Source organism: Thiococcus pfennigii (assembly GCF_016583835.1).
Lineage (GTDB): Bacteria > Pseudomonadota > Gammaproteobacteria > Chromatiales > Chromatiaceae > Thiococcus > Thiococcus pfennigii.
Genome location: NZ_NRRW01000004.1, coordinates 70,735 through 95,736, shown reverse-complemented (window position 1 = coordinate 95,736; position 25,002 = coordinate 70,735). Strand labels below are relative to the sequence as shown.

At 67.9% G+C, this 25,002-nt stretch carries 23 protein-coding genes; 16 read left to right on the top strand and 7 right to left on the bottom strand.

The genetic code is table 11. The features are described from left to right. Positions 1-11: 11 nt before the first annotated feature. Positions 12-788 (bottom strand): ATP-grasp domain-containing protein, encoded by a 777-nt coding sequence (locus CKO41_RS02555; RefSeq protein ID WP_200381156.1) that lies wholly within the window; start codon positions 786-788, stop codon positions 12-14. Positions 789-1,481: 693 nt separating this feature from the next. Between CKO41_RS02555 and CKO41_RS02550 the strand changes: the two genes are divergently transcribed. From CKO41_RS02550 to CKO41_RS02475, 16 genes are all read left to right on the top strand, one after another. Continuing rightward, entirely contained in the window at positions 1,482-2,228 is a 747-nt protein-coding gene (locus tag CKO41_RS02550; protein ID WP_200381155.1) for a 2Fe-2S iron-sulfur cluster binding domain-containing protein, read from the top strand. Between the two features lie 103 nt (positions 2,229-2,331). Continuing rightward, complete coding sequence (locus CKO41_RS02545) at positions 2,332-4,050, top strand: FAD-binding protein (protein WP_200381154.1); 1,719 nt, start codon at positions 2,332-2,334, stop codon at positions 4,048-4,050. 49 nt (positions 4,051-4,099) lie between these two features. Continuing rightward, on the top strand, positions 4,100-4,507 hold the full coding sequence (locus tag CKO41_RS02540; protein ID WP_200249042.1) for a 4Fe-4S dicluster domain-containing protein: 408 nt from the start codon (positions 4,100-4,102) through the stop codon (positions 4,505-4,507). A gap of 17 nt (positions 4,508-4,524) precedes the next feature. Beyond that, positions 4,525-5,403: a CoB--CoM heterodisulfide reductase iron-sulfur subunit B family protein gene (locus tag CKO41_RS02535; RefSeq protein WP_200381153.1), complete on the top strand. Its 879-nt coding sequence runs from the start codon at positions 4,525-4,527 to the stop codon at positions 5,401-5,403. Positions 5,404-5,414: 11 nt separating this feature from the next. Beyond that, positions 5,415-5,675, top strand: coding sequence for a 4Fe-4S dicluster domain-containing protein (locus CKO41_RS02530; protein WP_200249046.1), 261 nt, complete (start codon positions 5,415-5,417; stop codon positions 5,673-5,675). Then, a complete protein-coding gene (locus tag CKO41_RS02525) occupies positions 5,668-6,834 on the top strand; it encodes a 2-oxoacid:acceptor oxidoreductase subunit alpha (protein ID WP_200381152.1) in 1,167 nt (388 codons plus the stop codon). The genes CKO41_RS02530 and CKO41_RS02525 overlap by 8 nt, the downstream gene beginning before the upstream one ends. After that, positions 6,831-7,832, top strand: a complete 1,002-nt coding sequence (locus CKO41_RS02520) for a thiamine pyrophosphate-dependent enzyme (RefSeq protein WP_200381151.1) — start codon at positions 6,831-6,833, stop codon at positions 7,830-7,832. Before CKO41_RS02525 ends, CKO41_RS02520 begins: the two co-directional genes overlap by 4 nt. Continuing rightward, on the top strand, positions 7,829-8,401 hold the full coding sequence (locus CKO41_RS02515; RefSeq protein WP_200381150.1) for a 2-oxoacid:acceptor oxidoreductase family protein: 573 nt from the start codon (positions 7,829-7,831) through the stop codon (positions 8,399-8,401). Before CKO41_RS02520 ends, CKO41_RS02515 begins: the two co-directional genes overlap by 4 nt. Then, complete coding sequence (locus CKO41_RS02510; protein ID WP_200381149.1) at positions 8,398-10,347, top strand: CoB--CoM heterodisulfide reductase iron-sulfur subunit A family protein; 1,950 nt, start codon at positions 8,398-8,400, stop codon at positions 10,345-10,347. Before CKO41_RS02515 ends, CKO41_RS02510 begins: the two co-directional genes overlap by 4 nt. Positions 10,348-10,363: 16 nt before the next feature. Beyond that, the gene (locus CKO41_RS02505; RefSeq protein WP_200381148.1) at positions 10,364-10,816 is read left to right on the top strand and encodes a hydrogenase iron-sulfur subunit; all 453 of its coding nucleotides are present in this window, start codon (positions 10,364-10,366) and stop codon (positions 10,814-10,816) included. Next, the gene (locus tag CKO41_RS02500; protein ID WP_200381147.1) at positions 10,816-11,862 is read left to right on the top strand and encodes a 4Fe-4S dicluster domain-containing protein; all 1,047 of its coding nucleotides are present in this window, start codon (positions 10,816-10,818) and stop codon (positions 11,860-11,862) included. The genes CKO41_RS02505 and CKO41_RS02500 overlap by 1 nt, the downstream gene beginning before the upstream one ends. Before the next feature lie 5 nt (positions 11,863-11,867). After that, positions 11,868-12,899 (top strand): 4Fe-4S dicluster domain-containing protein, encoded by a 1,032-nt coding sequence (locus CKO41_RS02495; protein WP_200381146.1) that lies wholly within the window; start codon positions 11,868-11,870, stop codon positions 12,897-12,899. Continuing rightward, entirely contained in the window at positions 12,896-13,720 is an 825-nt protein-coding gene (locus tag CKO41_RS02490) for an FAD/NAD(P)-binding protein (RefSeq protein WP_200381145.1), read from the top strand. Before CKO41_RS02495 ends, CKO41_RS02490 begins: the two co-directional genes overlap by 4 nt. A 38-nt stretch (positions 13,721-13,758) precedes the next feature. Beyond that, a complete protein-coding gene (locus CKO41_RS02485) occupies positions 13,759-14,445 on the top strand; it encodes a ferritin family protein (protein WP_200381144.1) in 687 nt (228 codons plus the stop codon). Positions 14,446-14,501: 56 nt separating this feature from the next. After that, positions 14,502-14,990: a ferritin-like domain-containing protein gene (locus CKO41_RS02480; RefSeq protein WP_200381143.1), complete on the top strand. Its 489-nt coding sequence runs from the start codon at positions 14,502-14,504 to the stop codon at positions 14,988-14,990. Between the two features lie 372 nt (positions 14,991-15,362). Further along, the gene (locus CKO41_RS02475; protein ID WP_200381142.1) at positions 15,363-16,061 is read left to right on the top strand and encodes a class I SAM-dependent methyltransferase; all 699 of its coding nucleotides are present in this window, start codon (positions 15,363-15,365) and stop codon (positions 16,059-16,061) included. 215 nt (positions 16,062-16,276) lie between these two features. On the opposite strand, the gene CKO41_RS02470 is transcribed toward CKO41_RS02475, so the two are convergent. The 6 genes from CKO41_RS02470 to CKO41_RS02445 form a co-directional block, all read right to left on the bottom strand. Beyond that, the gene (locus tag CKO41_RS02470) at positions 16,277-16,930 is read right to left on the bottom strand and encodes a methyltransferase domain-containing protein (RefSeq protein ID WP_200381141.1); all 654 of its coding nucleotides are present in this window, start codon (positions 16,928-16,930) and stop codon (positions 16,277-16,279) included. A gap of 2 nt (positions 16,931-16,932) precedes the next feature. Further along, positions 16,933-18,033 carry a glycosyltransferase gene (locus tag CKO41_RS02465; RefSeq protein WP_200381140.1) on the bottom strand — a complete coding sequence of 367 codons (1,101 nt, stop codon included), beginning with the start codon at positions 18,031-18,033 and terminating at the stop codon, positions 16,933-16,935. Beyond that, positions 18,030-18,893: a methyltransferase domain-containing protein gene (locus CKO41_RS02460; protein WP_242463898.1), complete on the bottom strand. Its 864-nt coding sequence runs from the start codon at positions 18,891-18,893 to the stop codon at positions 18,030-18,032. The genes CKO41_RS02465 and CKO41_RS02460 overlap by 4 nt, the downstream gene beginning before the upstream one ends. A 201-nt stretch (positions 18,894-19,094) precedes the next feature. Next, on the bottom strand, positions 19,095-22,253 hold the full coding sequence (locus CKO41_RS02455; protein WP_200249106.1) for an efflux RND transporter permease subunit: 3,159 nt from the start codon (positions 22,251-22,253) through the stop codon (positions 19,095-19,097). After that, complete coding sequence (locus CKO41_RS02450; protein ID WP_200381139.1) at positions 22,246-23,427, bottom strand: efflux RND transporter periplasmic adaptor subunit; 1,182 nt, start codon at positions 23,425-23,427, stop codon at positions 22,246-22,248. Before CKO41_RS02450 ends, CKO41_RS02455 begins: the two co-directional genes overlap by 8 nt. Further along, positions 23,424-24,797, bottom strand: coding sequence for a TolC family protein (locus CKO41_RS02445; protein ID WP_200381138.1), 1,374 nt, complete (start codon positions 24,795-24,797; stop codon positions 23,424-23,426). The genes CKO41_RS02450 and CKO41_RS02445 overlap by 4 nt, the downstream gene beginning before the upstream one ends. Positions 24,798-25,002: the final 205 nt, after the last annotated feature.

Genomic DNA, 25,002 nt, shown 5'->3' with positions numbered 1-25,002 from the left:
CTCGCGCCCTGTTACAGCCCCTCAGTCCGCAACCGCCCTCGCAGATAGGCGACGATCGCCCCCGCCAGGTCGACCCCGGCCTCGCGGATGCCGGCGTTGCCGAACAGCACGTTGAGTTCGAGCAGGAAAGGGTGGCCGTCGACCCAGGCGATGTCGAAGCCGGCGTGGTCGATGCCGAGCGCCGGGGCCAGGGTCGCCACCAGCTCCAGGGCGGCGTCGGGGATCGCCTCGTAATCGAGCACGGCGCCGCGGGCGACGTTGTGGTGAAAGCCGTCGCCGCCGCGGCGCCAGTAGGCGGTGAACACCCGATCGCCGACCCACACGACGCGCAGATCGGCGGACAGCGGCAGGTACTCCTGGGCATAGAGGACCGGGCGCTGGGCGCACCAAGCGCGTAGGGCGCTGCGGGTCTCCACCAGGTGGACGCCGCGGCCCATCGAATTGCGCGGTTCCTTCACGACCAACGGCAGGCCGAGTTCGGCGATGGCCTGCTCGGTGGCCGCCTCGTCCGCGGGCAGGATCAGGGTCCGGGGGCAATGGCCCGGGGCGAGCGATTCGAATACCCGCGTCTGCTCGACCTTGTCATAGCCGATGTCGTAGCTCGGGGGCGAGGGGAACACGCGCCGCTTCCAGGCATAGCAGAGCACGTTGAGCTGCCAGGTCTGCGGAAACAGCACCCAGTCGGCGGCCTCGATCAGGGCCCGCTGGCGGATGAAGCCCTCGGGCTTGAGCACGCTGACGCCGGGGATCCCCAGCGAACGAAAGGCATCGAACGAGACCAGACGCATCACGCACCGTAATACGCAGCAGATCGACCGAATCGGCGGTGGCGCCTTTTACGGCGTGGCGTGACGGACGTCAAGGGGTCCATCTGGGCGGGCGCCGCGCGGACTTCGCCGCTATCGGCCCGTGCGGCACGAGGCATCAGAATGGCGCTAGGGGGCGGGAGCTCCGCGGCGGTCGGTCCATCCGCCATCCGCGCGGACCCGCATGGTGGCCAGCCCGCTCGCCAGCGTCGACTCGGGCGTGTTGCCCCGCTGATGCAGGACTGCGGAATTCCCGAGACCGCGCGGGGCACGTGTGCCGTCTTGAAAGATTGCCCGGATGGCGGTTTTTCAAGGTCCCCATGAAAGGTCGGCCTCGGTATTGCCCAAGCGCGGCACGAGTGTCGCGCCTCCGCGCGCGTCCTTTCGAAAGGACCATGGGGATCGGAGGCCGCCGCGGTGGGTTCCGGCTGACCACGATGCGGTCGGGCTGATGTTGGGGGTCTACCTTCGAGGGCCGCTGGTGGTACTATCGCTCCGCCACTGCAATCGCGGCTTCCAAGAAAAGCCGATGATTTTAATTAGAAAAGCCCCGGCGGTCAGGCTGGTCGCAGCGGGCCCAAGACGGCGATCCGACAAGGAAATATCGGATTCGTCGGCTCGGGCCAGGCTCCAGACGACCGAGTCTGACCGGGGTTACAAGCGGAGGACTTCCCAATGCGTGGCGAGCAAGAAGACGAGGCCGTCGACATGCGCGAGGCTGGGCGAGATGTCGGCCGGCAGGGCCGGACTGAGACCGCAGAGGTGACCGTGTCCATCATGGGCAAGCCTGCCCGTGTCCCGGCCGACGCCACCATCATGCGGGCCATCGAGCACAGCGGCCAGCAGATCATCCGCGGTGCCGGCTGTCGCGAGGGCTTCTGTGGTGCCTGTGGCACCATCTACCGGTTGCCCAACGACTACCGGATCCATACCGGCCTGGCCTGCACGACGCTGGTCCAGGACGGCATGGCCCTGTCCCAGATCCCCTCCGTGCCCGTCGAGAAGGCGATTTACGACCTGGAGACGCTCACGCCCGACGTCGACACGATCAAGAAGGTCTATCCGGTCACCTTCCGCTGCGTGGCCTGCGGCACCTGTACCAAGGCCTGTCCCCAGGGGCTGCAGGTGATGGACTACATCCAGGCGGCCATGCGCGGCGACATCGCCGAGCTCATGGAGCTCTCCTACGATTGCGTCGGTTGCGGTCTCTGTGCGCTGCGTTGCCCGGCCGAGATCATCCAGCACAAGGTCGCCATCCTCGGCAAGCGTCTCTATGGGCGCTACTTGCGCAAGGAGAGCGAGGAGCTCGATGCCCGCCTCCAGCAGGTGCAGGATCGCGCCTACGACGACGAGTATGCCGAGCTGATGTCCCTCGGGCGGGAGGCGCTCAGCGAGCGCTATTACGCGCGGGACATGGAGTAGCACGCCGCCCGGCGTGACTCGCAGAATTATGACAAATCGTATTTCGGGGCGCCCCTGAGGGTCGGTCGCGCATCGACGACGGGCGTGCGCTCGGAGGACACGCATGTATCCGGACTACTTGAAAGGTCTGCTCGAGAAGGTCGAGCAGACGCGACCCATGCGGCTGGAGCTCGCCAAGAGCGGTCAGCCGGTCTATCCGCCGATGAACGCGGCGGAGCGGGAAGACGTGCTCTCGCGGTTCCACCCCGACTCCGCGGCCGCCGCCCGCAGCCGCATTCGGATCGGGCCGAACAAGGGCGAGGAGCTCACCACCGAGGTCAAGTGGATCCTCGAGGCGCACTCGATGATCGACCCGCGTCGGATGCAGGCGAATCTCGCCAAGCCCGACTACGAGACCGATCTGCTGATCATCGGCGGCGGCGGCGCCGGCTGCTGGGCGGCCATCACCGCCATGCAGAACGGGGTCGACTCCATGATCGCCACCAAGCTGCGCCTGGGCGACGCCAACTCGATGATGTCCGAGGGCGGCATGCAGGCGGCCGTCGCGCCACAGGATTCGCCGACCCGCCACTATCTGGATGCGGTCGGCGGCGGTCACTTCGACAATAAGCCCGATCTCGTCCGCGCCCTGACCGAGGACGCCCCGGAGGTGGTCCGGGAGCTCGAGAAGCTGGGCGTCATGTGGGACAAGATGGAGGACGGCTCGCTCCAGGTCCTGCACGGCGGGGGCACCTCGCGCAAGCGCATGCTGTCCTGCCGCGACTACATCGGCGCGATCATCATGCGCACCCTGATGGACGAGGTCGAGAACCACCCCGACAAGATCCGGGTGCGCGAGTTCGAGCCGGCGATCGAGCTGCTGCTCGACGACAAGGGCCAATGCGCGGGCGCCATCCTCTACAACCTCGACACCGAGCAATTCCTCGTGGTCAAGGCCAAGGCGACGGTGATCACCACCGGCGGCTTCGGGCGGCTGCACATCCGCGGCTTCGCGACCACCAACCACTACGGCGCGACCGGCGACGGGCTGGTCATGGCCTACCGGGCCGGCGCCCAGCTCAAATTCATGGATTCGGTCCAGTACCACCCCACCGGGGCCGTCTATCCGGAGCAGATCGCCGGCTTCCTGGTCACCGAGAAGATCCGCGGTGCGGGCGGGCAGCCGTTGAACAAGGACGGCGAGCTGTTCGTGTTCCCGCGCGAGCCGCGGGATGTCGAGAGCGCGGCGATCATCCGCGAGTGCAGCCCCGAGCGCAACATGGGCATCGCCACCGCCGCCGGGCGCGTCGGTGTCTGGCTGGATTCGCCGATCATCGACATGCTCCACGGCGAGGGCTACACGCGACACCAGTTTCCCGGCATCTGCCGGGCCTTCGACCGCTACGGCATCGACATCGTCAAGCAGCCGATGCTGATCTACCCCTCGCTGCACTACCAGAACGGTGGCATCGAGATCAACGAGCGCTGCGAGACCAATATCCCGGGCCTGTTCGTCGCCGGCGAGGCCTCGGGTGGCGTCCATGGCCGCAACCGGCTGATGGGCAATTCGGTGCTCGACTACAACGTCTTCGGCCGCCGCGCCGGCCGGCATGCCAGCGAGTACGCCAAGTCGGTGCAGCTCGGCCGTCTGAGCCTGGACCATGTCACCGCCTACGCGAAGGAGATGGCGGATCAGGGCATCGAGACCGATCTGATCTCGCCCGTGATCCTACCCTCCTACACCCCGGAGAACGTGAAGCTGCAGCAGCTGGCGCGCCTCGGCAATATCCCGGCGCGCCACTCGATGCTCCGCAGCCGAATCGGTCTCGGTGCGGAGCAGTGAGGGGGCCCGCTGTCGGCCCGACGCCAGGTCTCAGCGCAGGTAAGAGCTCATGACGGTGATCGTTTCGAAAGAGAAGGTCCACAGCCGCTTCACGGCCAAGGTCCAGCGGCTCGCGGACCAGAACCTCCTGGCCTGCTACCAGTGCGGCAAGTGCTCGGCCGGTTGCCCGCTGGCCGCCTACATGGACATCCCGCCGGCGCAGATGATTCGTCTGGCGCAACTGGGGATGGAGCAGGAGCTGCTCGATTCAGAGGCGATCTGGCTCTGCGTCTCCTGCATGACCTGCAATACGCGCTGTCCCAAGGGGGTGCGGATCGCCGAGCTGTTCGAGTCGATGCGTCAGGTCAAACTGCGCGCCCGACAGGATCACCTGCGGGTGGCGGATGTCGCAGCCGAGGAGCTGCAAGCGATCCCGCCCATCGCCCTCATCGGCAGCATGCGCAAGCTCACCTCCTGAGGGGACCAGCCATCGCCATGAAGCTTAGCTACTTTCCCGGTTGCACCCTCAAGAACCACGCCCGGAACTTCGAGGATTCCACCCTCTATGCGATGGAGCGCCTCGGGGTCGAGGCGGTCGAGCTCGATCGCTGGAACTGCTGTGGAACCGTCTATTCGCTCTCGGCCGACGACCTGATGCGCCGCGTGGCGCCGATCCGCAACCTGATCCGCGCCAAGGAGGCGGGGAACCGGCAGCTCATGACCGGCTGCTCGATGTGCTACAACACCATCAAGCGGGCCAACATCCACGTCCGCCACAGCGCCCCGGACCTCGCCCTCATGAACGCCTTCATGTACGAGGAGCCGGTCGATTACGCGGGCGATGTCGACGTCGTCCACGTGCTGGAGGTCGTGCGCGATCAGATCGGGTTCCAAGCCCTGCGCGAGAAGGTCGTCAAGCCCCTGGCTGGCCTGAAGGTGGCCTGCTACTACGGTTGCCTGTTGGTGCGGCCCAAGGAGGCCGCCTTCGACGATGCCGAGAACCCGACGGTCCTCGAAGACCTCGTCGAGGCCCTGGGCGGCGAGCCCGTCGCGTTCAGCCACAAGACCGAGTGCTGCGCCGCCTACCAGACGGTGGACAAGCCGCACATCGTCGCCGACAAGACCTACCAGATCATCGGCGCTGCGCAATCCCAAGGCGCAGACACGGTCCTGGTCAGCTGCCCCCTCTGCGCCTTCAATCTGGATCAACGCCAGGCGTTGACCAGGCAGACCTATGGCGACTTCCGAACCCTGCCGGTGGTCTATTTCACGCAGTTGATGGCCATCGCCCTCGGTGGCCCCGAGTCGGTATTGCGGCTGGATCTCCATCACACGCCGGCCGCTCCCCTGCTGAGCGCCAAGGGCCTGCTCTGAGGAGGACAACGATGCCATTCGGTAAGGTCAAGAACATCACGGGCGTCGTCACCATCAACACCGCCTGGTGCAAGGGGTGCGGCTTCTGCGTCGCCTTCTGTCCCACCAAGGCGCTGGAGATGTCAGCCGCGTTCAATGCCAAGGGGTACCACCCCCCTTATGTCAAGTCGCCAGAGGACTGTCGGAACTGCGATTTCTGTCAGTCGATCTGTCCGGAATTCGCCATCTACGTGACCCGCAGGCCAGAACACATGGAGAACGAGCATGCGTAAGACCGCCGCCGATCCGAAAGGGGTCCTTTCGGGCGCCCATTTCCTCGACGGCGATCACGCCATCGCCGAGGGGGCATTGGCGGCTGGTTGCCGCTTCTTCGCCGGATACCCGATCACGCCCTCGACCGAGACCGCCGAGCGCTTCGCCGAGCGCTGTCCCGGCGTGGGCGGCCTCTTCATCCAGATGGAAGACGAGATCGCCTCGATCGCCGCCCTGGTGGGCGCCGCCTGGGGCGGCCAGAAGGTGATGACCGTGACCTCCGGCCCGGGACTCTCCCTGATGATGGAGAACCTGGGCCTGGCCGTGATGACCGAGACCCCGATGGTCATCGCCGACGTCCAGCGTGCCGGCCCTTCGACTGGATTGCCGACGCTGCCCGGTCAGCAGGACATGATGCAGGTGCGCTGGGGCTCCCACGGCGACTATCGCATCATCGCGCTGAGCCCCGACTCGCCGCAGGAGTGCTTCGACCTGACCGTCGAGGCCTTCAACCTCTCCGAGACCTATCGGGTGCCGGTCTTCATCATGACCGACGAGACCGTCGGGCACATGCACGAGAAGGTCGTCATCCCCCCGGCCGAGGAGATCATGGTGGTCGCGCGCAACCTCTACGATGGTCCGAAGGAGGATTACCGCCCCTATCGATTCACCGGTAAGGACGTAGCCCCGATGGTCAGGGCTGGCGACGGTTATCGCTTCCACATCACAGGTCTCACGCATGACGAGCGCGGCTATCCGGCCCTTACCCCGGCGCAGAACGTCAAGGTCGTCACCCACCTGATCGAGAAGATCGACTCCAACGCCGACAAGATCATCCGGCTCGAGGAGGAGGAGGTCGAGGGCGCGGAGGTCCTCGTCGTCTCCTACGGCATCACGTCGCGGATCGTCTCGCGGGCGGTGCAGCTGGCGCGCGAGGCCGGGATCCGGACCGGGACGTTGCGGTTGATCACCGTCTGGCCGTTTGCGGAGCGGAGGATCCGCGAACTGGCCGGCCAGGTGCGCGCCATCGTCGTCCCAGAGATCAACTACGGTCAGATGGTGAGGGAGGTCGAGCGCTGCGCTGCCGGCCAGTGCCGGGTCGTCAGCGTCCCCCATTGCGGCGGTGCTGTCCACGATCCCGACGTCATCCTCGGCGCCATCCAGGAGGCCTGCCAATGAGCACCGCATTCGACGAAGAGACCTTCCGCGCCGAGAGCCCGATGGCGGAGTTCCTGCGCATGGAGCGCATGCCCCACATCTGGTGCCCGGGTTGCGGCATCGGCACCGTGGTCAACTGCTTTGCCGAGGCGGTGAAGAAGAGCGGCATCGACATGGACAAGTTGGCCGTGGTCTCCGGCATCGGCTGCAGCGGCCGCGTCGCCGGCTACGTGAAGCTCGATTCGATCCACAGCACCCACGGTCGGGCTATCCCGGTGGCCACCGGCCTCAAGCTCGCCAACCCGGATCTCAAGGTCGTCGTGGTCAGTGGCGACGGCGACATCGTCGGGATCGGCGGCAACCACTTCATCCATGCCGCCCGCCGCAACATGGACATCATGGTCATCTGCATCAACAACTTCACCTACGGCATGACCGGCGGGCAGGTGACGCCGACGACGCCGCAGACGGCCAACGCCTCGACCACCCCCTACGGCAACTACGAATATCCCTTCAGCCTGCCGTTCCTGGCCGACGCCTGCGGGGCGACCTATGTGGCGCGCTGGACCTCGCTGCATGCCCGCAACATCACCAAGTCGATCCGCGAGGGCCTGAGCCACAAGGGCTTCTCCTTCATCGAGGTCATCGCCCCCTGCACCACCCTCTATCAGCGCCGCAACCGCCTCGGCGACGGCATGGACGCCTTGGCCTATTACCGGGAGGAGGCCGAGGTCGACAAGGAAGTCGATACCCGCAACGTGGGCATCGACTTCCAGGGCGACATCACGATGGGCCGGTTCGTGCGCCGAGAAAAGCCCACCTACCTCGAGGCGGTCAACGAGCGCTACGCCAACGTCCTCGGCGATGAGTACCAGCTCTATGGCATGACCACGCCGGAGCGCGAGGAGAAGGAACGCCGCGAGGCCGAGGCGCGCGCCAAGGCCCAAGCCTTGGTGGAGGACGAGGAGGCGCGGTTGATGGCCGAGGACTTCGGCGTCGACGAGGAGGGCCTGGGATGACGTGGGAGGTCAGGTTCTCCGGGTTCGGCGGCCAGGGCATCGTGCGCTGCGCCTTGATCACCGGCAAGGCGCTGTCGATGTACGACAACAAGTTCGCCACGATGACGCAGAGCTTCGGCCCCGAGGCCCGCGGCGGTGCCTGCGCGTCACAGCTGGTGATCTCCGAGAGTCGGGTCCTCTACCCCTACGTGACCCTGCCGGGTGTCTTGGTCGCGTTGTCCCAGGATTCCTACAACACCTATGAGCCGAAGCTGCGCGACGGCGGCGTCCTCATCTACGAGGAGGACCTGGTCCAGCCCAAGGAGGACACCGGGCGGGTGCAGATGTATGCCGCGCCGGTCACCCGCATGGCCGAAGAGATCGGCAACCGGATTTTCGCCAACTTGGTGACGCTCGGCTGCTTCGCCGCCATTACGAAGATCGTCAGCGCCGAGGCGATGAAGAATGCCTTGCCGGGCCTGGTCCCGGATCGCTTCCTGGCGGTCAACGAGAAGGCCTTCGACCGCGGCTACGAGTACGGCCTCGAGCTGTTGGAGACGCGTCCGCTCAGTATCGAGGAGGCGCCATGAGCAAACGCACCGGTGTCTTCGTCTGCCACTGCGGCAAGAACATCGCCGCTACGGTCGACGTCAAGAAGGTTGCACGAGAGCTGGCCAAGGACGACGGCGTGGTCTTCTGCGAGGACTATGTCTACATGTGCTCGGACCCGGGCCAGGGTGCGGTCATCGACGCCATCAAGGAGAACGACCTCGATGGCATGGTGATCTCCTGCTGCTCGCCGACCCTGCACGAGAAGACCTTCCGGGACGCCTCCGAGCTCGGGGGCCTGAGCGGTTTCCGCTGCGAGATCGCCAACATCCGCGAGCAGTGCTCCTGGGTCCATAAGGACCCGGACGAGGCGACCGACAAGGCCATCAAGATCTCCCGTGCCGCGGTGCGCCGGGTGCAGCGCAACGAGCCGCTCGATCCCATCGGGGTGCCCGTGACGCGCCGGGCGCTGGTCGTCGGCGGCGGCATTGCCGGCATCCAGACGGCCCTCGACCTGGCCGATGCCGGCCTCGACGTCATCCTGGTCGAGAAGCAGTCGACGATCGGCGGCAACATGCTCAAGCTCTCGGAGACCTTCCCGACGCTGGACTGCTCCCAGTGCATCCTGTCGCCGAAGATGGTCGCGGTCTCCAAGAACCCCCGCATTCGGCTGCTGACCGAGAGCGAGGTGGAGAGCGTCAGCGGCTTCGTCGGCAATTTCCGGGTGCGGATCAAGAAAAAGGCGCAGTACGTCGATCCCGAGTTGTGCAAGCTCTGCGACGACTGCAGCCAGGTCTGTCCGGTGGCCGTGCCCAACGAGTACGACGAGGGCCTGACCAACCGCCGCGCGATCTTCATCCCCTTCGCCCAGGCGATCCCCGCCTCCTTCACGCTCGACGAGGCGGCCTGTCTCGGCCTCAAGCCGGTGGTCTGCGGCAAGTGCGAGGAGGTCTGCGAGGCCGGGGCCATCGATTTCGACAAGCGCCCCACCGTCTTCGAGGAGGAGGTGGGGGCGATCGTCGTGGCCACCGGTTACGATCTCTACGGCATGGACAAGCTGGGCGAGTATGGCGCCGGGCGCTATGCGGACGTCCTCGACGGGCTCCAGTTCGAACGCCTCTGCTCCGCCTCCGGGGCCACCGAGGGCCATATCCTGCGGCCCTCCGACCACAAGGTGCCGAAGGAGATCGTCTTCATTCAGTGCTCGGGCTCGCGCGACCCCGAGAACCACTGTGCCTGGTGCTCCAAGATCTGCTGCATGTACACGGCGAAGCATGCCACGCTCTACAAGCACCATGTCCCCGACGGCCAGGCCTACGTCTTCTATATCGACATCCGCTCCGGGGGCAAGGGTTACGAGGAGTTCGTGCAGCGCTCCATGGAGAAGGATGGCGTGATCTACCTGCGCGGCCGGGTCTCCAGGGTCTACGAGCAGGGCGGCAAGCTCAGGGTGCTCGGCGTCGATACGCTGTCCGGACGCAACGTCGAGATCGCCGCGGACATGGTGGTGCTGGCCCAGGCCATGGAGCCATCGAAGGGCACCGCCGAGATCGCGAAGACCCTGAAGATCGGCCTCGGCAAGGATGGCTTCCTGGCCGAGGCCCACCCCAAGCTCAAGCCGGTCGAGAGCGTCACGGCGGGGATCTATCTGGCCGGCGCCGCCCAGGGGCCCAAGGACATCCCCGAGACCGTCGCCCAGGCCAGCGCCGCGGCCAGCAAGGTGATCGCCCTGCTCTCCAAGGAGGAGCTGCATCACAGCCCGACCGTGGCCAAGGTCCGCGACCCCTACTGCACCGGCTGCGCGATGTGCGTCGACGCCTGCCCCTACGAGGCCATCGGCCTGGTCGGTGGCAAGGCGGCGGTCAACGAGGTGCTGTGCCAGGGGTGCGGCTCCTGCGTCGGCGTCTGCGTGCGCGCCGCGATCGACGTCAAGAACGTCAGTCAGCTCCAGATTCACGAGATGATCAGCGCCGTCTTGGCGGCCTGAGAGGAGGGCTATTCCGTTGCCGAATTCGTCGCAATCCCCCGCGCCCGAGGCGCAGGCGCATGAGCCGCGCGTCGTGGCCTTCCTGTGCAAGTGGTGTTCCTCTGCCGGCAGCGACCTGGCAGGCGTGTCGCGGATCCAGTACTCGGCGAACGCCACGCCGATCACCATCCCCTGCACTGGCTCGATGTCGCCCCTGTATGTCCTCTCCGCCTTCAACAAGGGGGCGGATGGCGTGCTGGTCTCCGGCTGCCACCCCGGCGACTGCCACTACATGGAAGGCAACTACCTGGCCCGCCGCAAGCTGTACCTGGTCAAGCAGCTGCTCCAGTTCGTCGGTCTCGAGGCCGAGCGTTTCCGCATGTCCTGGGTCTCGGCCGCGGAGGGCGCCAAATTCGCCGAGGTGATCGACGAATTCGTCGGCGACCTTCGCCCCCTCGGCCCTCAGACCCGACTCAAGGCGAAACACTGATGGTCAATGTCGACGCGCTGCGCGGGTACGCGGCAGATCTCCTGGAGAAGGGGCAGGTCAGGGCCGTGATCGGCTATCGCCGGGGCACCGCCGGGGTCCTGGCCCAGCCCTGCACCATCGACGAGGCCGGCGAGGCCGAGACCCTGGTGTGGGACCCGACCTGTCTCAACAACCTGGCGCGCTACCTGGTCGAGGATCGCCAACAGCAGGCGGCCGCCCAGACTCGGAACAAGACCCCCGACGGGCGTCCGGTCGCGATCGTCGCCAAGGGCTGCGACAGCCGGGCCGTTGCCGTGCTGCTGCAGGAGAATTACCTCAAACGCGAGGACGTCGTGATCATCGGGGTCTCCTGCGAGGGCAGCGGCGTCATCGACCCGCGCAAGCTCGCGGCCAGGCCCGAGGGCCGGTGGGCAAGCCGGGTGGACTTCGCCGGGGCGGACGCCTTCAAGGTCACCGTCGGTGGTGACGAGACCTTGATCCCGGCCCGCGACCTCCTGGCCGACCGCTGTCTGGAGTGCCGCGCGGCCGCACCCGCGCTGAACGACGTGCTGTTCGGCGAGGTCGTCACCGAACGCGGCCTCGATGAGCCCTTCCGTGCCGTCAAGGCCGCGCAGGGGGCTACGGAGGACGCGCGTTGGGCGACCTGGGAGCATCACTTCGATCGCTGCCTGCGCTGCTTCGCGTGCCGTGCGGTCTGTCCGATGTGCTACTGCCCGGAGTGCGTGGTCGACAGCACCACCTTCGTCAATACGCCGGGGACCACGGCCGAGGAGAAGGCCACCCGCATCCGCTGGTGCGAGCGCTCGGCGAGCGTCTCGGAGAGCGCGCTCTACCACTTGACGCGGGCCATCCACCTCGCCGGGCGCTGCATCGATTGCGGCGAGTGCGAACGGGTCTGTCCCGTCAACATCCCGCTGCGTCTGCTCAACACCAAGCTGGAGATGGAGGCCTTCGAGCAGTTCCAGTACGAGGCCGGCCGTGACTTCGGGCAGGCGTCTCTGCTTTCGTCGTTCCGCGACGAAGACCCCAACAGCTTCATCAGGTAGCTCCCATGGAAAAGATCCTATCGAAGGACAGGCTCCGGGAGTGGGTCGATGCCCTCGACGACTGCGAGGTGCTGGCACCGGCATTCGCCGATTCCGTTTGGAATTACGCCCGGGTCGAGGCCGAGACCGTCATCGACCTCTCGCATACCAACACGATCAACCCCCCGAAGCAGTTCGCCTTTCCGCAGCGGGAGGTCTTTTTCCGTTTCGAGCGGGCGGACGGCGTCCCCAGGCTCACCCCGACGCTGCCGGATCCGCGGCCCACCGTGGTCATCGGCGTGCGGCCCTGCGATGGTCGTGGCATGCCTCGCAACGACACGGTGTTCAGCAAGGAGTTCAAGGATCCCTATTATTGGGCGCGGCGGGAGCGGCTGGTGCTGGTCGGGCTGGCCTGCAACCAGCCCCATTCCCCCAACTGCGTCTGCCAGTCCGTGGGCGGTGCGCCCCATGCCGAGGAGGGCCTCGATGTCCTCATGACCGATCTGGGCGATCGATTCCACGTCAAGGGGATCACGGCCAAGGGGGGCGAGCTCATTGCCCGCGGCGGCGACGCCTTCGCCAGCCTGCAGGCAGGGGATCCGGCCGAGGTGGCGCGGGTCCATGCCGCCGCGTCCAGCCATCCGCAGCGCCCGGTTGCGGAGCTCGGCACCGTCGCCGAGGCGATCCGCGCGCGATTCGACTCGCCGCTGTGGGAGGAGATGGCGCGGCATTGCATCGGCTGCGGCATCTGCACCTACCTCTGTCCCACCTGCCACTGCTTCGACATCAACGACGAGGTGACCAACCCCAATCACGGCACCGGTGAGCGGGTGAGGACCTGGGATAATTGCCAGTTTCCGGATTTCACGATGCACACCTCGGGTCACAACCCCCGGGGCGACCTTGGCTCGCGCCTGCGCCAGCGGGTCGCCCACAAGTTCCTCTATTTCGTCGAGAACCACGGGACCCAGCAGTGTACCGGGTGCGGGCGGTGCATCTCCGAATGCCCGGTCGGCATCGACATCGTTGCGGTCGTGGACAGGGTGAGCCGAGCATGACGGACAACAGCTATCTGCCCCAGATCGGGCGCATCGCCGACATCCAGGAAGAGACCCGAGGCGCTCGGGCGATCAAGACCTTCCAGGTCGAGTTCCCCGACAGCGAAGGTTTCGAGCACGACTGCGGCCAGTGCGCGATGTTGTCGATCTTCGGCCGGGGCGAATCGATGATCTCGATTGCCTCCTCGCCGCTCGTGAAGGAGTACAAGCAGTTCAGCATCATGCGGATGGGGCGGGTCACCAGCGCCTTCCACGACGCCCGGGTCGGCGACTTCATCGGTGTGCGCGGACCCTACGGCAACCGGTTTCCGCTGGCCGATTGGAAGGGCCGGGACCTGGTCTTCGTCGGCGGCGGCGTCGGGCTGGCGCCGATGTGGGGTGCGCTCCAGACGGCGGTCGCCCAGGGCGAGGACTACGGCAAGATCAGCCTCTTCTATGGGGCCCGCACCGCCGGCGACATCATGTACAAGGCCGACTTGGAAAGGCTCCAAGGGGCCGTCGAGGTGCAGCTTTCGGTGGATGCCCCGGAAGCCGGGTGGCAGGGTTATACGGGCTTCGTCCCGGCCAACCTGATGGACAAGGCGCCGTCCTCGGCCAACGCGATCGCCATCACCTGCGGTCCGCCGATCATGATCAAGTTCGTGATCCAGAACCTCAAGGCCCTGGGCTTCGCGGACGAGCAGATCTACACCACCATCGAGAACAAGATGAAGTGCGGCATCGGCAAATGCGGCCGCTGCAACGTGGGCAAGGACTACGTCTGCACGACAGGGCCGGTCTACTCCTGGGCCGAGTTGAAAGATCTGCCGCAGGAATACTAGATTCGAGATAGCCCGCGCCGAACTACCGAGGGCTCACGGTGAGCCCCGATGTAGGGTGTGGTGAGGAACGAACCGCACCAACGCCGGTGTTGCGAACGGTGCGGTTCGCAAGCTCACCGCACCCTACGGGTTTCACATGCCACGGCGCGGTAGGGCTTCTCATTTCCCTCGTCCTGGAGACAAAAAACATGGCCTCCATCGATGCGCAGACCGTCGAGATATTGAAGGAATCCATCAAGCTGGAACTCGCCGGCAAGGGGTTCTACGAACGCGCCGCCGAGGTCACCGAAGATGACCTCGGCAAGGCCATGTTCACGCGACTTGCGAAGGAGGAGGATGGCCATCTGGCCGTGATCGAGAAGATCTTCACCTCGATGGCCGATGGCGAAGCCTGGCGGGCGGTCGCCGATGAGGCGATGCGCAAGCAGAGGCCGGCTCCCTTGGTCGATGAGCTGGAGGCGGCCATCGCCAACCGTGGCGGAGACAGCCGGCACGCCAACGGGAGCGCTGCGCTCAAGATCGCGATGGAGATGGAAAGGAAGGCGATCCGGTTCTTCGAGGACCTGGTGAAAAAGGCGAAGACGCCCAGAGCGCGCGAGCTGGCCGACTCCCTCGCCGACGAGGAGCGGTTCCATTACGACATGCTCCAGTACCAATACGACAATGTGCTGAACATGGGGTTTTGGCTCGATTCCGCCGAGTTCCGGATGGACGCCAAGTTCTGACTCGGCGGCTGACCAGCGGGCGTTTTCCAGAGTCGAAACAGCGAGGGGCCGCAGACATGAGCTTCGAATTCAACGCCGATGAAGTCTTCGAGATGGCCGAGCAGATCGAGCGAAACGGGGCCGCCTTCTACCGCGAGGCGGCCGACACAGTGACCGGAGACCCCGAGGGCCGGGGCTTCCTGATCCGGCTCGCCGAAATGGAAGAGGACCACGAGGGCGTCTTTTCGGAGATGAGGGCCTCCCTGACCGACGAACAGCGGGCAGCGACCGTCGTTGATCCCAACGATGACGCCCTCGACTACCTGCGCTCGCTTGCCGACACGCGGGTCTTCTTCCAGAGACAGATCGATACCTCATCCATGTGGGAGATCCTCAAGGCCGCCATCGGCATCGAGAAGGACTCGATCGCGTTCTACCTGGGTATGAAGGACATGGTCTCGGAGCGGCGCGGCAAGGAGAAGATCGAGGCGATCATTCGGGAGGAGATGGAGCATATCCGCCTGCTGAGCCACGAGCTCATGGCCCGCAAGGGCGAGCAGGGCTAGGGTCGAGGCCAAGGCTCGCCCGGCCCCACCGCATCCGCTGAGCCGAGCCGTTCCAGCGGCTCACGCACGTGGTCACGAATCGCTCGGCGCAGGGCCTGCGTCCTGGCAGAGCCGGCGGCAACGGAAAGGTCGCCCCGGTAGCATCCGTGACCGTGGCGCCTGCTGTGGTGCTGCGCGGGTCGCCGGATCGGCGGTCTCCCCGCCGTTGCGAGCAACGCCATCGCGGCCAGGGCCGCCATGACTTGCGGGTCGCCGGTCAGCATCGACCCGATCGACACCCCGGTCGACCGTTGTCGCCTGTTCGCCCCCGGCCTCGGGGATCCCGATCCCTGCTACGATGCCCTCCCGTCCCGGCGCACGAGATCGACCGCGATGTCCGACCCGACCTATTTCGACGGCTGGAGCACCGACCTCTATGGCGAGGACCTCCTCTTCCAGCGCACGATCCATCGCCTCACCGGTGGCATCGTGCGCGGCGCGGTGCTCGACCTGGGTTGCGGCTCGCGGGTCCACTACGACACCTCGCGCGCCGAGCGCTGGCTCGGCCTCGACGTCTCGCAGGCGATGCTCGATGACCTGCGCTTCTTCGGCGGGCCGCCGCCCTGCCGCGTCGAGACGCGGCGGGCGAGCTGCCTCGACATCGAGCTGCCGGCCGCCTCGTTCGACACCGTCTGCGCGATCTTCCTGCTGCACCACCTGGGCCAGGACTCGACCCGACGCAGCCGCGCGCGGGTCGTCGCGCTGCTCGCGAAGGCCCACCGGCTGCTGCGTCCGGGCGGCACGCTGCTGATCGCCGAGAACGCGGCGCGGGCCCTGGAGTGGCCCTATCACCTGGCCTATGCGCCCCTCTACCGGTGGTTTCACCGCCACCGCGCGGTCGAGCTGCCGCACTTCTGGACCCGCCGGCAGCTGCTCGCGATGGCGCGGGAGGCGGGCTTCGGCGAGGCCGTCCTGGCCGAGATCCCGATCCGCGAGCGGATCGCCAACCCGATGACCGGGATCGCGCTGCCGCCGGCCCTGATCGATCGCTTGCAGCGGATGACGCTACTGGTGCTGGAGAGGCCCGCCTAATGTCAGCTTCTGGCTTCAACCTGGAAAGAGGAGTCAGCTGCTAGCCACCAGCCACCAGCCACCAGCTACCAGCCACCAGCCGCCAGCTTCAAATATTTGTTTTAGCGGGCTTTTCTGCGCTCGAGCGCTCGCCAGACGGGTGAGCGCCGGCAAGCGTCACGCGCCCGCCAGCTGACTAATTTCAAGAAGCTGGCCGCTGGCAGCTCTTTTCAGGTTCAGTCGCGGTGCGAGCGGCCGGCGCGCACGGCGACGATGCCCTGGGTCAGCAGGATCGCCCAGTTGATCGAGCGGTGCACCAATTCGCCCCGACCCGCGAGCGCGGCCAGGACTTCGTCGAAGCCGAGTGGCCGCTCGTCGGGGAAGCCCCACAGGCCCGCCGTCTCCAGCAGCGCCCGCAGGCCGCGGTACAGCCAGGTCGGGGTCGGGAAGGTCATCAAGACCAGGCCGCCGGGGCGGCAATAGTCGAGGTGGGTGGCGATGGCGCGCCGGGTACCGGCCGGGTCGAAGTGCTCGATCAGCCCGACGCTGTAGACCAGGTCGTAGCGGCCGCCATGGGCCGGGTTCGGCGCGAGGACGTCGCCCTGTTCCCAGGCCACGCGCCCGTCGTCGCCGAAGCGCGCCCCGAGCAGCGCGAGCCCGCGCGCGTTGGTGTCGATGATCCGGTACGAGCGGATCGGCAGCGCCTCGAGGAAGGTCGCGGCGAACGAGCTGTTGGCCCCGCCCAGCTCGCAGACCGACAGCGCCCCTTGGCCGCCGAGCGTGCCGCGCAGTAGCCCGAGCAGGCGCCGCTCGGTCAGGCGGCGCGTGAAGCGGGCCGTCGCCGCGGGCTTGGCGTAGTAGCGGTCCCAGTCGGTCGCCGGCAACGCCATGCTCAGTCCTCGCGCGGGAAGATGAAGACCCGCTGGAAGGCGAAGTTGGCGAAGAAGAGCAGCAGGTCCGAGAGCGGCTTCGCGAGCGGCAGCGGCTGGCCGAAGACGAGCACGAGGACCGTCGTCAGGCCATAGGTCGCGAGCGCGCTGGTGGCGAGCAGGGCGGCGAAGAGGTGGGCCTGACGGGCGGCGTCGCCGTGGGCGTGGAAGACGTTGCGCCGCGCCAGCGTGAAGTAGAGGCCGCCGATCAGGAGCCGGCCGCAGACTACGGCGAGGAACAGCTTGCCGGTCGAGAAGTAGAGCAGCAGGAAGAGGATGTAGTCGAGGATCGCCGTCGTGAAGGCGAGCGCCGAGTAGCGCAGGAAGACGAAGTAGATCCGTGCCGAGTCGAAGATCGGGTTGAAGTGCGAGGTCGGGTTGCCGCGCTCGTAGACGCTCGCGATCGGGGCCTCGAGGATCGGCGTGCCCCGGCGCGCCTCGCCGTAGAGCAGGGCCAGCTCCAGCTCGTAGCCGGCATAGTGCATCCGCAGCATACGCTTGGCGATGGCGCTCGGTAGACCGCGCAGACCGGTCTGGGTGTCGTTCAGCCGCCTGCGTGCGAGCAGGCCGAAGACGGCGCGGGTGGCGATGTTGCCGAAGCGGCTGCGCAGCGGCACGCCGGCGCCGAATTGGCGGGTGCCGAGCACCAGCGCCTGCGGCGACTCGCGCAGGCACCGGGCGACGGCGACGATGTCCCGCGGCAGGTGCTGACCGTCGGCGTCGGCGGTGACGACCCCGATCAGGTCCGGCGTCTGGGCCAGCAGGTGATTGATGCCGGTCTGCAAGGCCTCGCCCTTGCCGAGGTTGATCGCGTGGGTCAGGACGACGATACCGGGGCGCTCGGCGAGGGCGGCGAAGATCGGCGCGCACGAGGGCATCGAGCCGTCGTTCACGACGATGATCGGCCCGGCGAGCCCAGCCTGCTGCAACAGCGGCTGGAGTTCGTCGATGAGCCGGACCAGGGTCCAGGTCGGCTGATAGGCCGGGATGACGAGGCCGATCTGGGCGTTGTCGCCGGCTGGCGGGGCGGCCGGCAGCGGCGAGGCGCCGACGGCGGCCCTCATGCGGCGGCCCTCAGTTCGTGATCGACCGGCAGCGGCGCGGCCGCGACCGTGATCGAGCTGTTGAGCGATCTGAGCGGCACGAATGGGAAGGGCGCATAGGCGGGCCGGTCGAGGCGGAAATAGAGGCGCGCCAGGCGCAGCACGCGCCGCGCATCGTTGATGTGCTCGATCGCCATCACGTCCTGCACGTCGAGCCGGTAGTCGCGCCGCAGCCGCGGACCCGTGACGAGGCGCCGGCCGAGCTCCCAGCCGACGCCGCCCTCGGTCGGGATCGTGAAGAGGAAGCGGCCGTCGGCGGCCAGCACGCGGTGCACCTCTTCGAGCCCCTCGGCGAGGAAGTAGAGGTGCTCCAGGACGTGGGCGCTGGTGCAGCAGGACAGGCTGCCGGTCGCGAACGGCAGGTTGTTGAAGTCGGCCTGAACGGCCAGTGCCGCCGGTGCGCGGGCCTTCAACCGGGCGAGGAAGGCCGCGTTGAGGTCGACGCCGATCGCGCTGCGCGGCCCGAGCAGCCCGAGCAGGCGGCCGTCGCCGCAGCCCAGGTCGACGACCGGCCCGTCCGGCGGCCCGAGGGCCTCGAGCGCGGCGCGGATCCGGCGGTGACCGCTGAGCGAGAAGAAGCGATAGAGCGGGCGCTCGTAGATGACCCAGCCCTTGGCCACCATGTCGTCCCAGGCGCGCAGCCACCGGGCATAGAAGCGCGAACGATAGAAGGCCGGCAGACCGAGGCCGGGTGTCGACGGCAGGGCGACGAGTACCCCGTTGGCATCGAAACGGTAGCGATGCCCGCAGCGGCGGCAACGCAGGCCGCCTGGCTCCGGCGCCATGGTCTCGTCACCGCAATCGGTGCAGCGCCGAATCATTGCCAAGGCCGCCTCGTCGATCGCCCCCACCCCGCTCCGTATCGAAATTCGCCGTCAGGCTGACAACAGTCCAGTAGCGGCGGAGCATACTCCGGCAGTCGCTCGCCCGGCAATCGAACGGCACCGATCGACGCTGACCTTTAAGGGGTCAGAGCCCTTTTAAGTGTGTAACGGGTCTGACCCCTTTTTCCGTGTAAGGGGTCAGAGCCCTTTTTTGGGAGCGAGGCGCCGCCGGAGGCGGCCTGGGAGGTCGGCGACGTCGTGCTGGATGACGAGCAGCGTCGGGATCAGGATCAGCGTGATGACGGTCGCGAACAGGATGCCGTAGCCGAGCGAGACGGCCGCCGGGATCAGGAACTGGGCCTGGATCGAGGTCTCGTAGAGCAGCGGCGCGAGGCCGGCGAAGGTCGTCAGCGAGGTCAGCAGCACGGCCCGCAGCCGCTCGCGGCAGGCGCGGCCGACCGCCTCGTGCAGGTGGGCGGCGTCGGGCTTGAGGTCGTTGAAGCGCGCGACTAGCAGCAGGCTGTCGTTCACGACGACGCCGCTCAGCGCGATGATGCCGTTGAGCGAGAGGATGCCGAGCGAGAGGCCGTTGACCCAGTGCCCGAGCAGCGCGCCGACGATGCCGAACGGGATGGCCATCATGATGACGATCGGCTGCCAGTAGGACTTCAGCGGCACTGCCAGCAGCAGGTAGATCCCGAGCAGCGCCAGCAGGAACATCTGCAGCATCGAAGACTGGGTCTCGGCCTGCTGTTCGGCCTCGCCGGCGAAGTGGAGGTCGAGGCCCGGGTATTTGGCCTCGAGCAGGGGGGCGACGTCGCGTTGCAGCTGGGCGACCAGCTCGGTCGCCGAGATCAGGTCCTTGTTGACGTCGGAGGAGACGTAGACGGCCCGCTTGTTGTCGATGCGGGTAATGGTGTCGCGCGTGTAGCCGTAGGTTGCGGTGGCGACGCTCGCGAGCGGCACGACGGTGCCGTCGGGCGTGCGCACCCGCGCGTTGAGGACGTCGGCCGCATTCTGGCGGGCCGCCTCCGGGTAGCGGACGCGGACCTCGATCTCGTCGCTGTCGCGCTGGTAGCGCTGCACGACCTGGCCGCTGAACGACTGGAGTAGCTGGCGGGCGAGCATCGCCGTCGTCATGCCGAGCGCGCGGCCCTGCTGGGTCAGCTCCAGGCGCAGCTGCGGCTGGGCGGGCTCGAGGTTGTCCTCGATGCCGCTGACCCCGGGGATCTCCTCCAGCGCCGCCTTCAGCGCTTCGCCGGCGAGGGTCAGGACCTCATCGTCGTTGGCGCGCAGTTCGACGCGCAGCGCCGCGACCATCCGCGGCGAGTGCTGGACCATCAGCGTGCGCGCCCCCTCCGGCAGCCCGGCCAGGCGTCGCCAGTGGTTCGTGAACTCCTTGATGTCGTACGGCGCACCTTGGCGCAACTCGACCGTCACGCGGCCCGACTGGTCGCCCGAGGAGAGGACCTGGAGGTGGGCGATGGCGCTCGCGCCGTCCTCATCCCCGTCGGTCTCATCGCCGGCGGTCGCACGCAGCGCGCGGTCGGTCTCATAGGCCTTGGCCTCCAGGAGCTCGAGCGCCGCGTGGGTCTGGCCGAAGCTCGCGTCGTTGCGCATCGTCAGTTGGGCACGCACCGTGTCGCCGAGGATGTCCGGGAAGAAGCTCATGCGGATCGCGCCGGTGAAGGGCATCGAGATGACCAGGACGAAGAGCGCGATGAAGGCGAGGACCACCGCGTAGCGGTGGATGAGGGCCTGCTCGATCAGCGGTTGGTAGAGGCGCTCGCTGAACCAGGCGAGGCCCGCGTCGGCGCCGCGCTGGGCGCCCTGCCAGAGGCGCAGCAGCCGGTTGCGGCTCGCCCGGCGACGGGTGTGCAGGTGCGCCAGATGCGCCGGCAGGATCAGCTTCGACTCGATCACCGACAGGATCAGACAGAGGGTGACGACCGCGGCAAACTGCGCATAGACCTGGCCGAGGCGGCCGCTGACCTGCGACAGCGCGTAGAAGGCCGCCACCGTCGTGAAGACGCCGAACAGGGTCGGCACCGCGACCTTGAGCGTGCCCGCGACCGTGTTGGCGAGCGTATCGCCCTTCATTGATCGCACCGTGTAGACGCTCTCGCCGACGACGACCGCGTCGTCGACGACGATGCCGAGCGCCATGATGAAGCCGAAGGTCGTAAACAGGTTGAGCGACAGCCCGAGGAACTGGTCGCCCATGAAGAACAGGGCGCCGAAGAAGATGAACGGCAGTCCGGCGGCGACCCAGAAGGCGACGGTCAGGTTCAGGAAGAGCGCAAGCAGCAGAAAGACCATGACGATGCCGGTGAGGGCGTTCTTCACCAGCAGTTGCAGGCGCTCCTCGATGTTGGTGCTGCGGTCGTACCAGGTCTCCAGCGCGACGCCCTGCGGCAGCTTGCCGCCCGCGCGCCAGGCGTCGACCACCCGGTGGGCGCCGGCGACCGTGTCGCCGATGTCGTCGAGGCCGGTCGTGATGACCTGTACGCCGATGCTGTTGCGGCCTTGGAAGCGCGACAGCGACGAGCTGGTGTCGTCGTAGGTGTCGCGGATCTCGGTCACGTCGCCGAGGAGGATCTGGCTACCGTCGGCGGCGTCGATCAGCGGGATCGCGGCGAACTCCTGCTTGCGGTAGGCCTGCTGCGAGGCCTGCAGCTGGAGGTAGAGGTCCGCGTTGCGCATGACCGCGGTCAGGGTGTCGGAGGAGCCGGCGTTGATCGCGTCCTCGACGTCGGCGAGCGACAGCCCGTAGGCCTGGAGCCGACCCTCGTCGATCTCGACGACCATCATCGGGTCGAGCCAGCCGGAGAAGGTGACCCGGTTGACCTCGGGGTCCGCGAGGAGGTCCGACTTGAGGTCATCGGCGAGCCGCTGGAGCGTGTGGCGATCGACATCGCCGTAGAGCTGGAGCCAGATCGCGTGCTCCTCGCGCTCGGCCTTCTCGATGACCGGTTTGTCGGCGTCGGCCGGGAAGTTGGTGATCGCGTCGACCTTGGCCTTCACGTCGCGCAGCAGGGCGTCGAGGTCGTAGTCCGACTGTTTCTCGATCGTCACCGTGGCGCCGCGGCCGGTCGAGGTGCTGGTGACGGTCTTGATGCCGGTCAGCCCCTCGAGCTGGTCCTCGATCTTGATCGCGATGCCTTCCTCGGACTGCTTGGCCGAGCCGCTGTCGTAGGTCACCGAGACCGTGATGCTGTCGGGCTCCAGGCTCGGGAAGGCCTCCTTGCGCAGGTGGTCCACCTGGAGCACGCCGAGGGCGATGATCAGGACCATCAGCAGGTTGGCCGCGACCGGGTTGGCGGCGAACCAGCCGATGATGCCGCCGCGCTCAGTCATCGCTTTTCACCTCGACCGGGCGCACCGCCATCCCCTGCAGATAGCCGTCGAGCGGGTGCACGAGGACCTGCTGGGGCGCCTCGCCGAGCGCCTGGGGCGGGCGCACGTAGATGGCCCCGTCGGCGCTGAAGAGCGGCTCGGCGGCGAAGCTCGCCAGCCTGTCGTCGTCGTGCACGTACCAGATCTCCCCGCGCTGGCTGAGCGCCGCGCTCGGCAGCCGCCAGAGTCCCTCGACGAGGCGCCCGGCGACCTCGAGCTCGAGGAAGGTGCCGGGCAGGAGCGGTGGGTCGCGATCGAGGGGTGTCTCGACGGCGGCGATCAAGGCCCGCTGGCGGGTCGTCTGGTCGAGGTGCTGCGCGACGCGCAGGACCTCGCCCCTCCAGCGGCGCCCGTCTTCGACGCCGGTCAGCTCGACCGGCCACTCGCCACTGGCGAGCGTCGCCGGGTCGGGCAGGTTCGTCCAGTCGCGGGCCGACAGGAAGACCTCGACCTCGACCCGCTCGGTGCCGTAGAGGGTCGCGATCTCGGTGCCAGTCTGCACGAAGCTGCCCGGCGCCACGGCGCGGGCGACGACCAGCGCGTCGAACGGCGCGCGGATCCGGGTGTAGGCCAGGTCCTTGCGGGCACCGGCGAGGGCCGCCTCGGCGCTCGCCAGGGCCGCCCGGGCCGCGGCCAACTGCGGGGCGCGCAGCACGAGTTCGGAGTCCGGCTCGCCCTTCAGGCCCGAGGCGCGCCACTCGGCGCGTGCCTGCACGCCGCGGCGCTCCTCCTCGAGGAGGGCGAGGCGCGCCGCGGCGAGGGCGTCCTCGGCGCTGGCCACGGCGGCGCGGTAATCGGTGTCGTCGAGCCGTGCCAGGACGGTGTCCCGGGCGACCCGCCGCCCGGTGTCGAAGTCGCCGGCGAGCTCCTCGACCTGACCCTGGACCTGCGCCGTCAGGGTCAGCTCGAAGCGCGCGGCGGCCTGGCCGTAGCCGTGCGCCCAGGCCCGATAGGCGCCCGGGGTGACGGTGACGACCGAGACGTCCGGGCGCGGCGCCTGGGCCTGTGATGTCTGCCGCCCAGCTGGGGGGCCGTCGTCCCGCGAGCGCATCGCCTGCCAGCTGTAGAGGACGACCGCGGCGAGCAGGCCCACCGCCGCCACCAGGACCACCCCGCGCCCGAGCCGCCGGCTCATTCGCGCACCCCCAGGCCGAGCGCGAGCCCGAGGGCGACGCGGTTGTCGAGACGCTGACGGCGCAGGTCGTCGAGCTCGGCCTCGAGGTCGTAGGTCGTCCGCTGCACGATGAGGAGTTCGAGGATGTCCACTAATCCGGTCCGGTAGCTGCGCTGATACTGCGCGAGGTTGTTGCGCGCGGCGGCCAGCGCCGTCGCGATGTGGGTCTGCCGCTCGGCGAGCGAGCGCTCCAGGCTCAGGGCGTCACCCACCTGCGTGACGGCGTCGACGAGGGTTTCGCGGTAGGCCTCGTAGGCCTGGGCCGTCTCCAGCTTGGCGATCTCGACGGCCGTCCGCAGCCGCCCGCCCTGGTAGAGGGGCGCGGTGAGCTGGGCCAGGAGCGACCAGACCGGATCGCCGAGCAGCGCCTCGCCGGGCGAGCGGGCCACGTCGGTCAGCGCCGCCTGGAGGTCGATGCTCGGCAGCAGGTCCTTGTAGGCGACCGACGTGCGCAGGTCCGCCGCCTCGATGGCCAGATAGGCGGCCCGCAGGTCGGGGCGGCGCCCTAGCGTCTGGGCCGGCAGCTCGGCGAGTGGGAGCGCGACCTCGGGATACTCGGCCGGCGTTGCGATCGGTACCGCGTCGGTCCGCCCGAGCAGCCCGCGCAGCAGGCGTTCGCGTTGCGCCGCCGACTCCTCGTAGCCCGCCAGGCTGGCGCGTGAGCGGGCCGCCGAGGTGCGGGCGCTGTCGAGATCCTCGAGCGTGCCGAGGCCGCTGCGGTAGCGCTGGATGATGAACCGTTCGTTCTGCGCGAGGGTTGCCAGGCGCCGCCGCTCGATCGCGCTCGCGCGGCGGTCCGCGATCAACCCGAGCCAGGTCTGCATCAGCTCGGCGGCGAGGGTGTCGCGTACCGATTCGGAGAGGGCCTGCTGCTCGGCGACGTCCTTGCCGGCGGCGCGGTACTGGTCGGCGAGCTTCCGCCACAGATCGAGCTCCCAGCCGAGCGTGAGCGTCCCCCGGTAGCTGGCGTCGAGGTCCTCGTCCTTCTCCCCGGTGAGACTGGCCTCCAGCGACGGGCGCCGCGCGGCGCCGGTGCGGCGCTGCTCGGCGCGCAGGATATCCAGCGTCAGCAGGGTCTGCTGGAGATTGGGATTGGCGGCCAGGGCCTCATCGAGCAGGGCATCGAGCGCGGGCGCGCGGATGAGCTCGTCGAGGTACGCACTCGGCGTGCCGACATCGAGCGCCGACCAGGCCGAGACGCCCGCCACGTCCGCCTTGGCGGCGGCCGCGTAGTCGCTCGGCTGGGGGAGGCCGGCGCACCCGGTCAGCCAGAGGGCGGCCGAGAGTGCCGCGAGGTGCAGCGGGGGCAGGGCGTCGGTCGGGATTCGCATCGGCCAATGTTCTTTGTTCCTGCGCGACAAGAGGGCACCTCGAGAGAAGCCAGGTCCCCAAGATACGGCAGGACTGAGGCCCAAATGAGGAAGGCGCCGGGGGCCGGGCGCGACGTCCCGCGCCGGGCATGATACGGTGGCGCCCGAGTCCGTGCGCGGGCCTCGCGAGGTTGCCGCTGCCCTGGTTCCGACCGCCCGGCGCGCG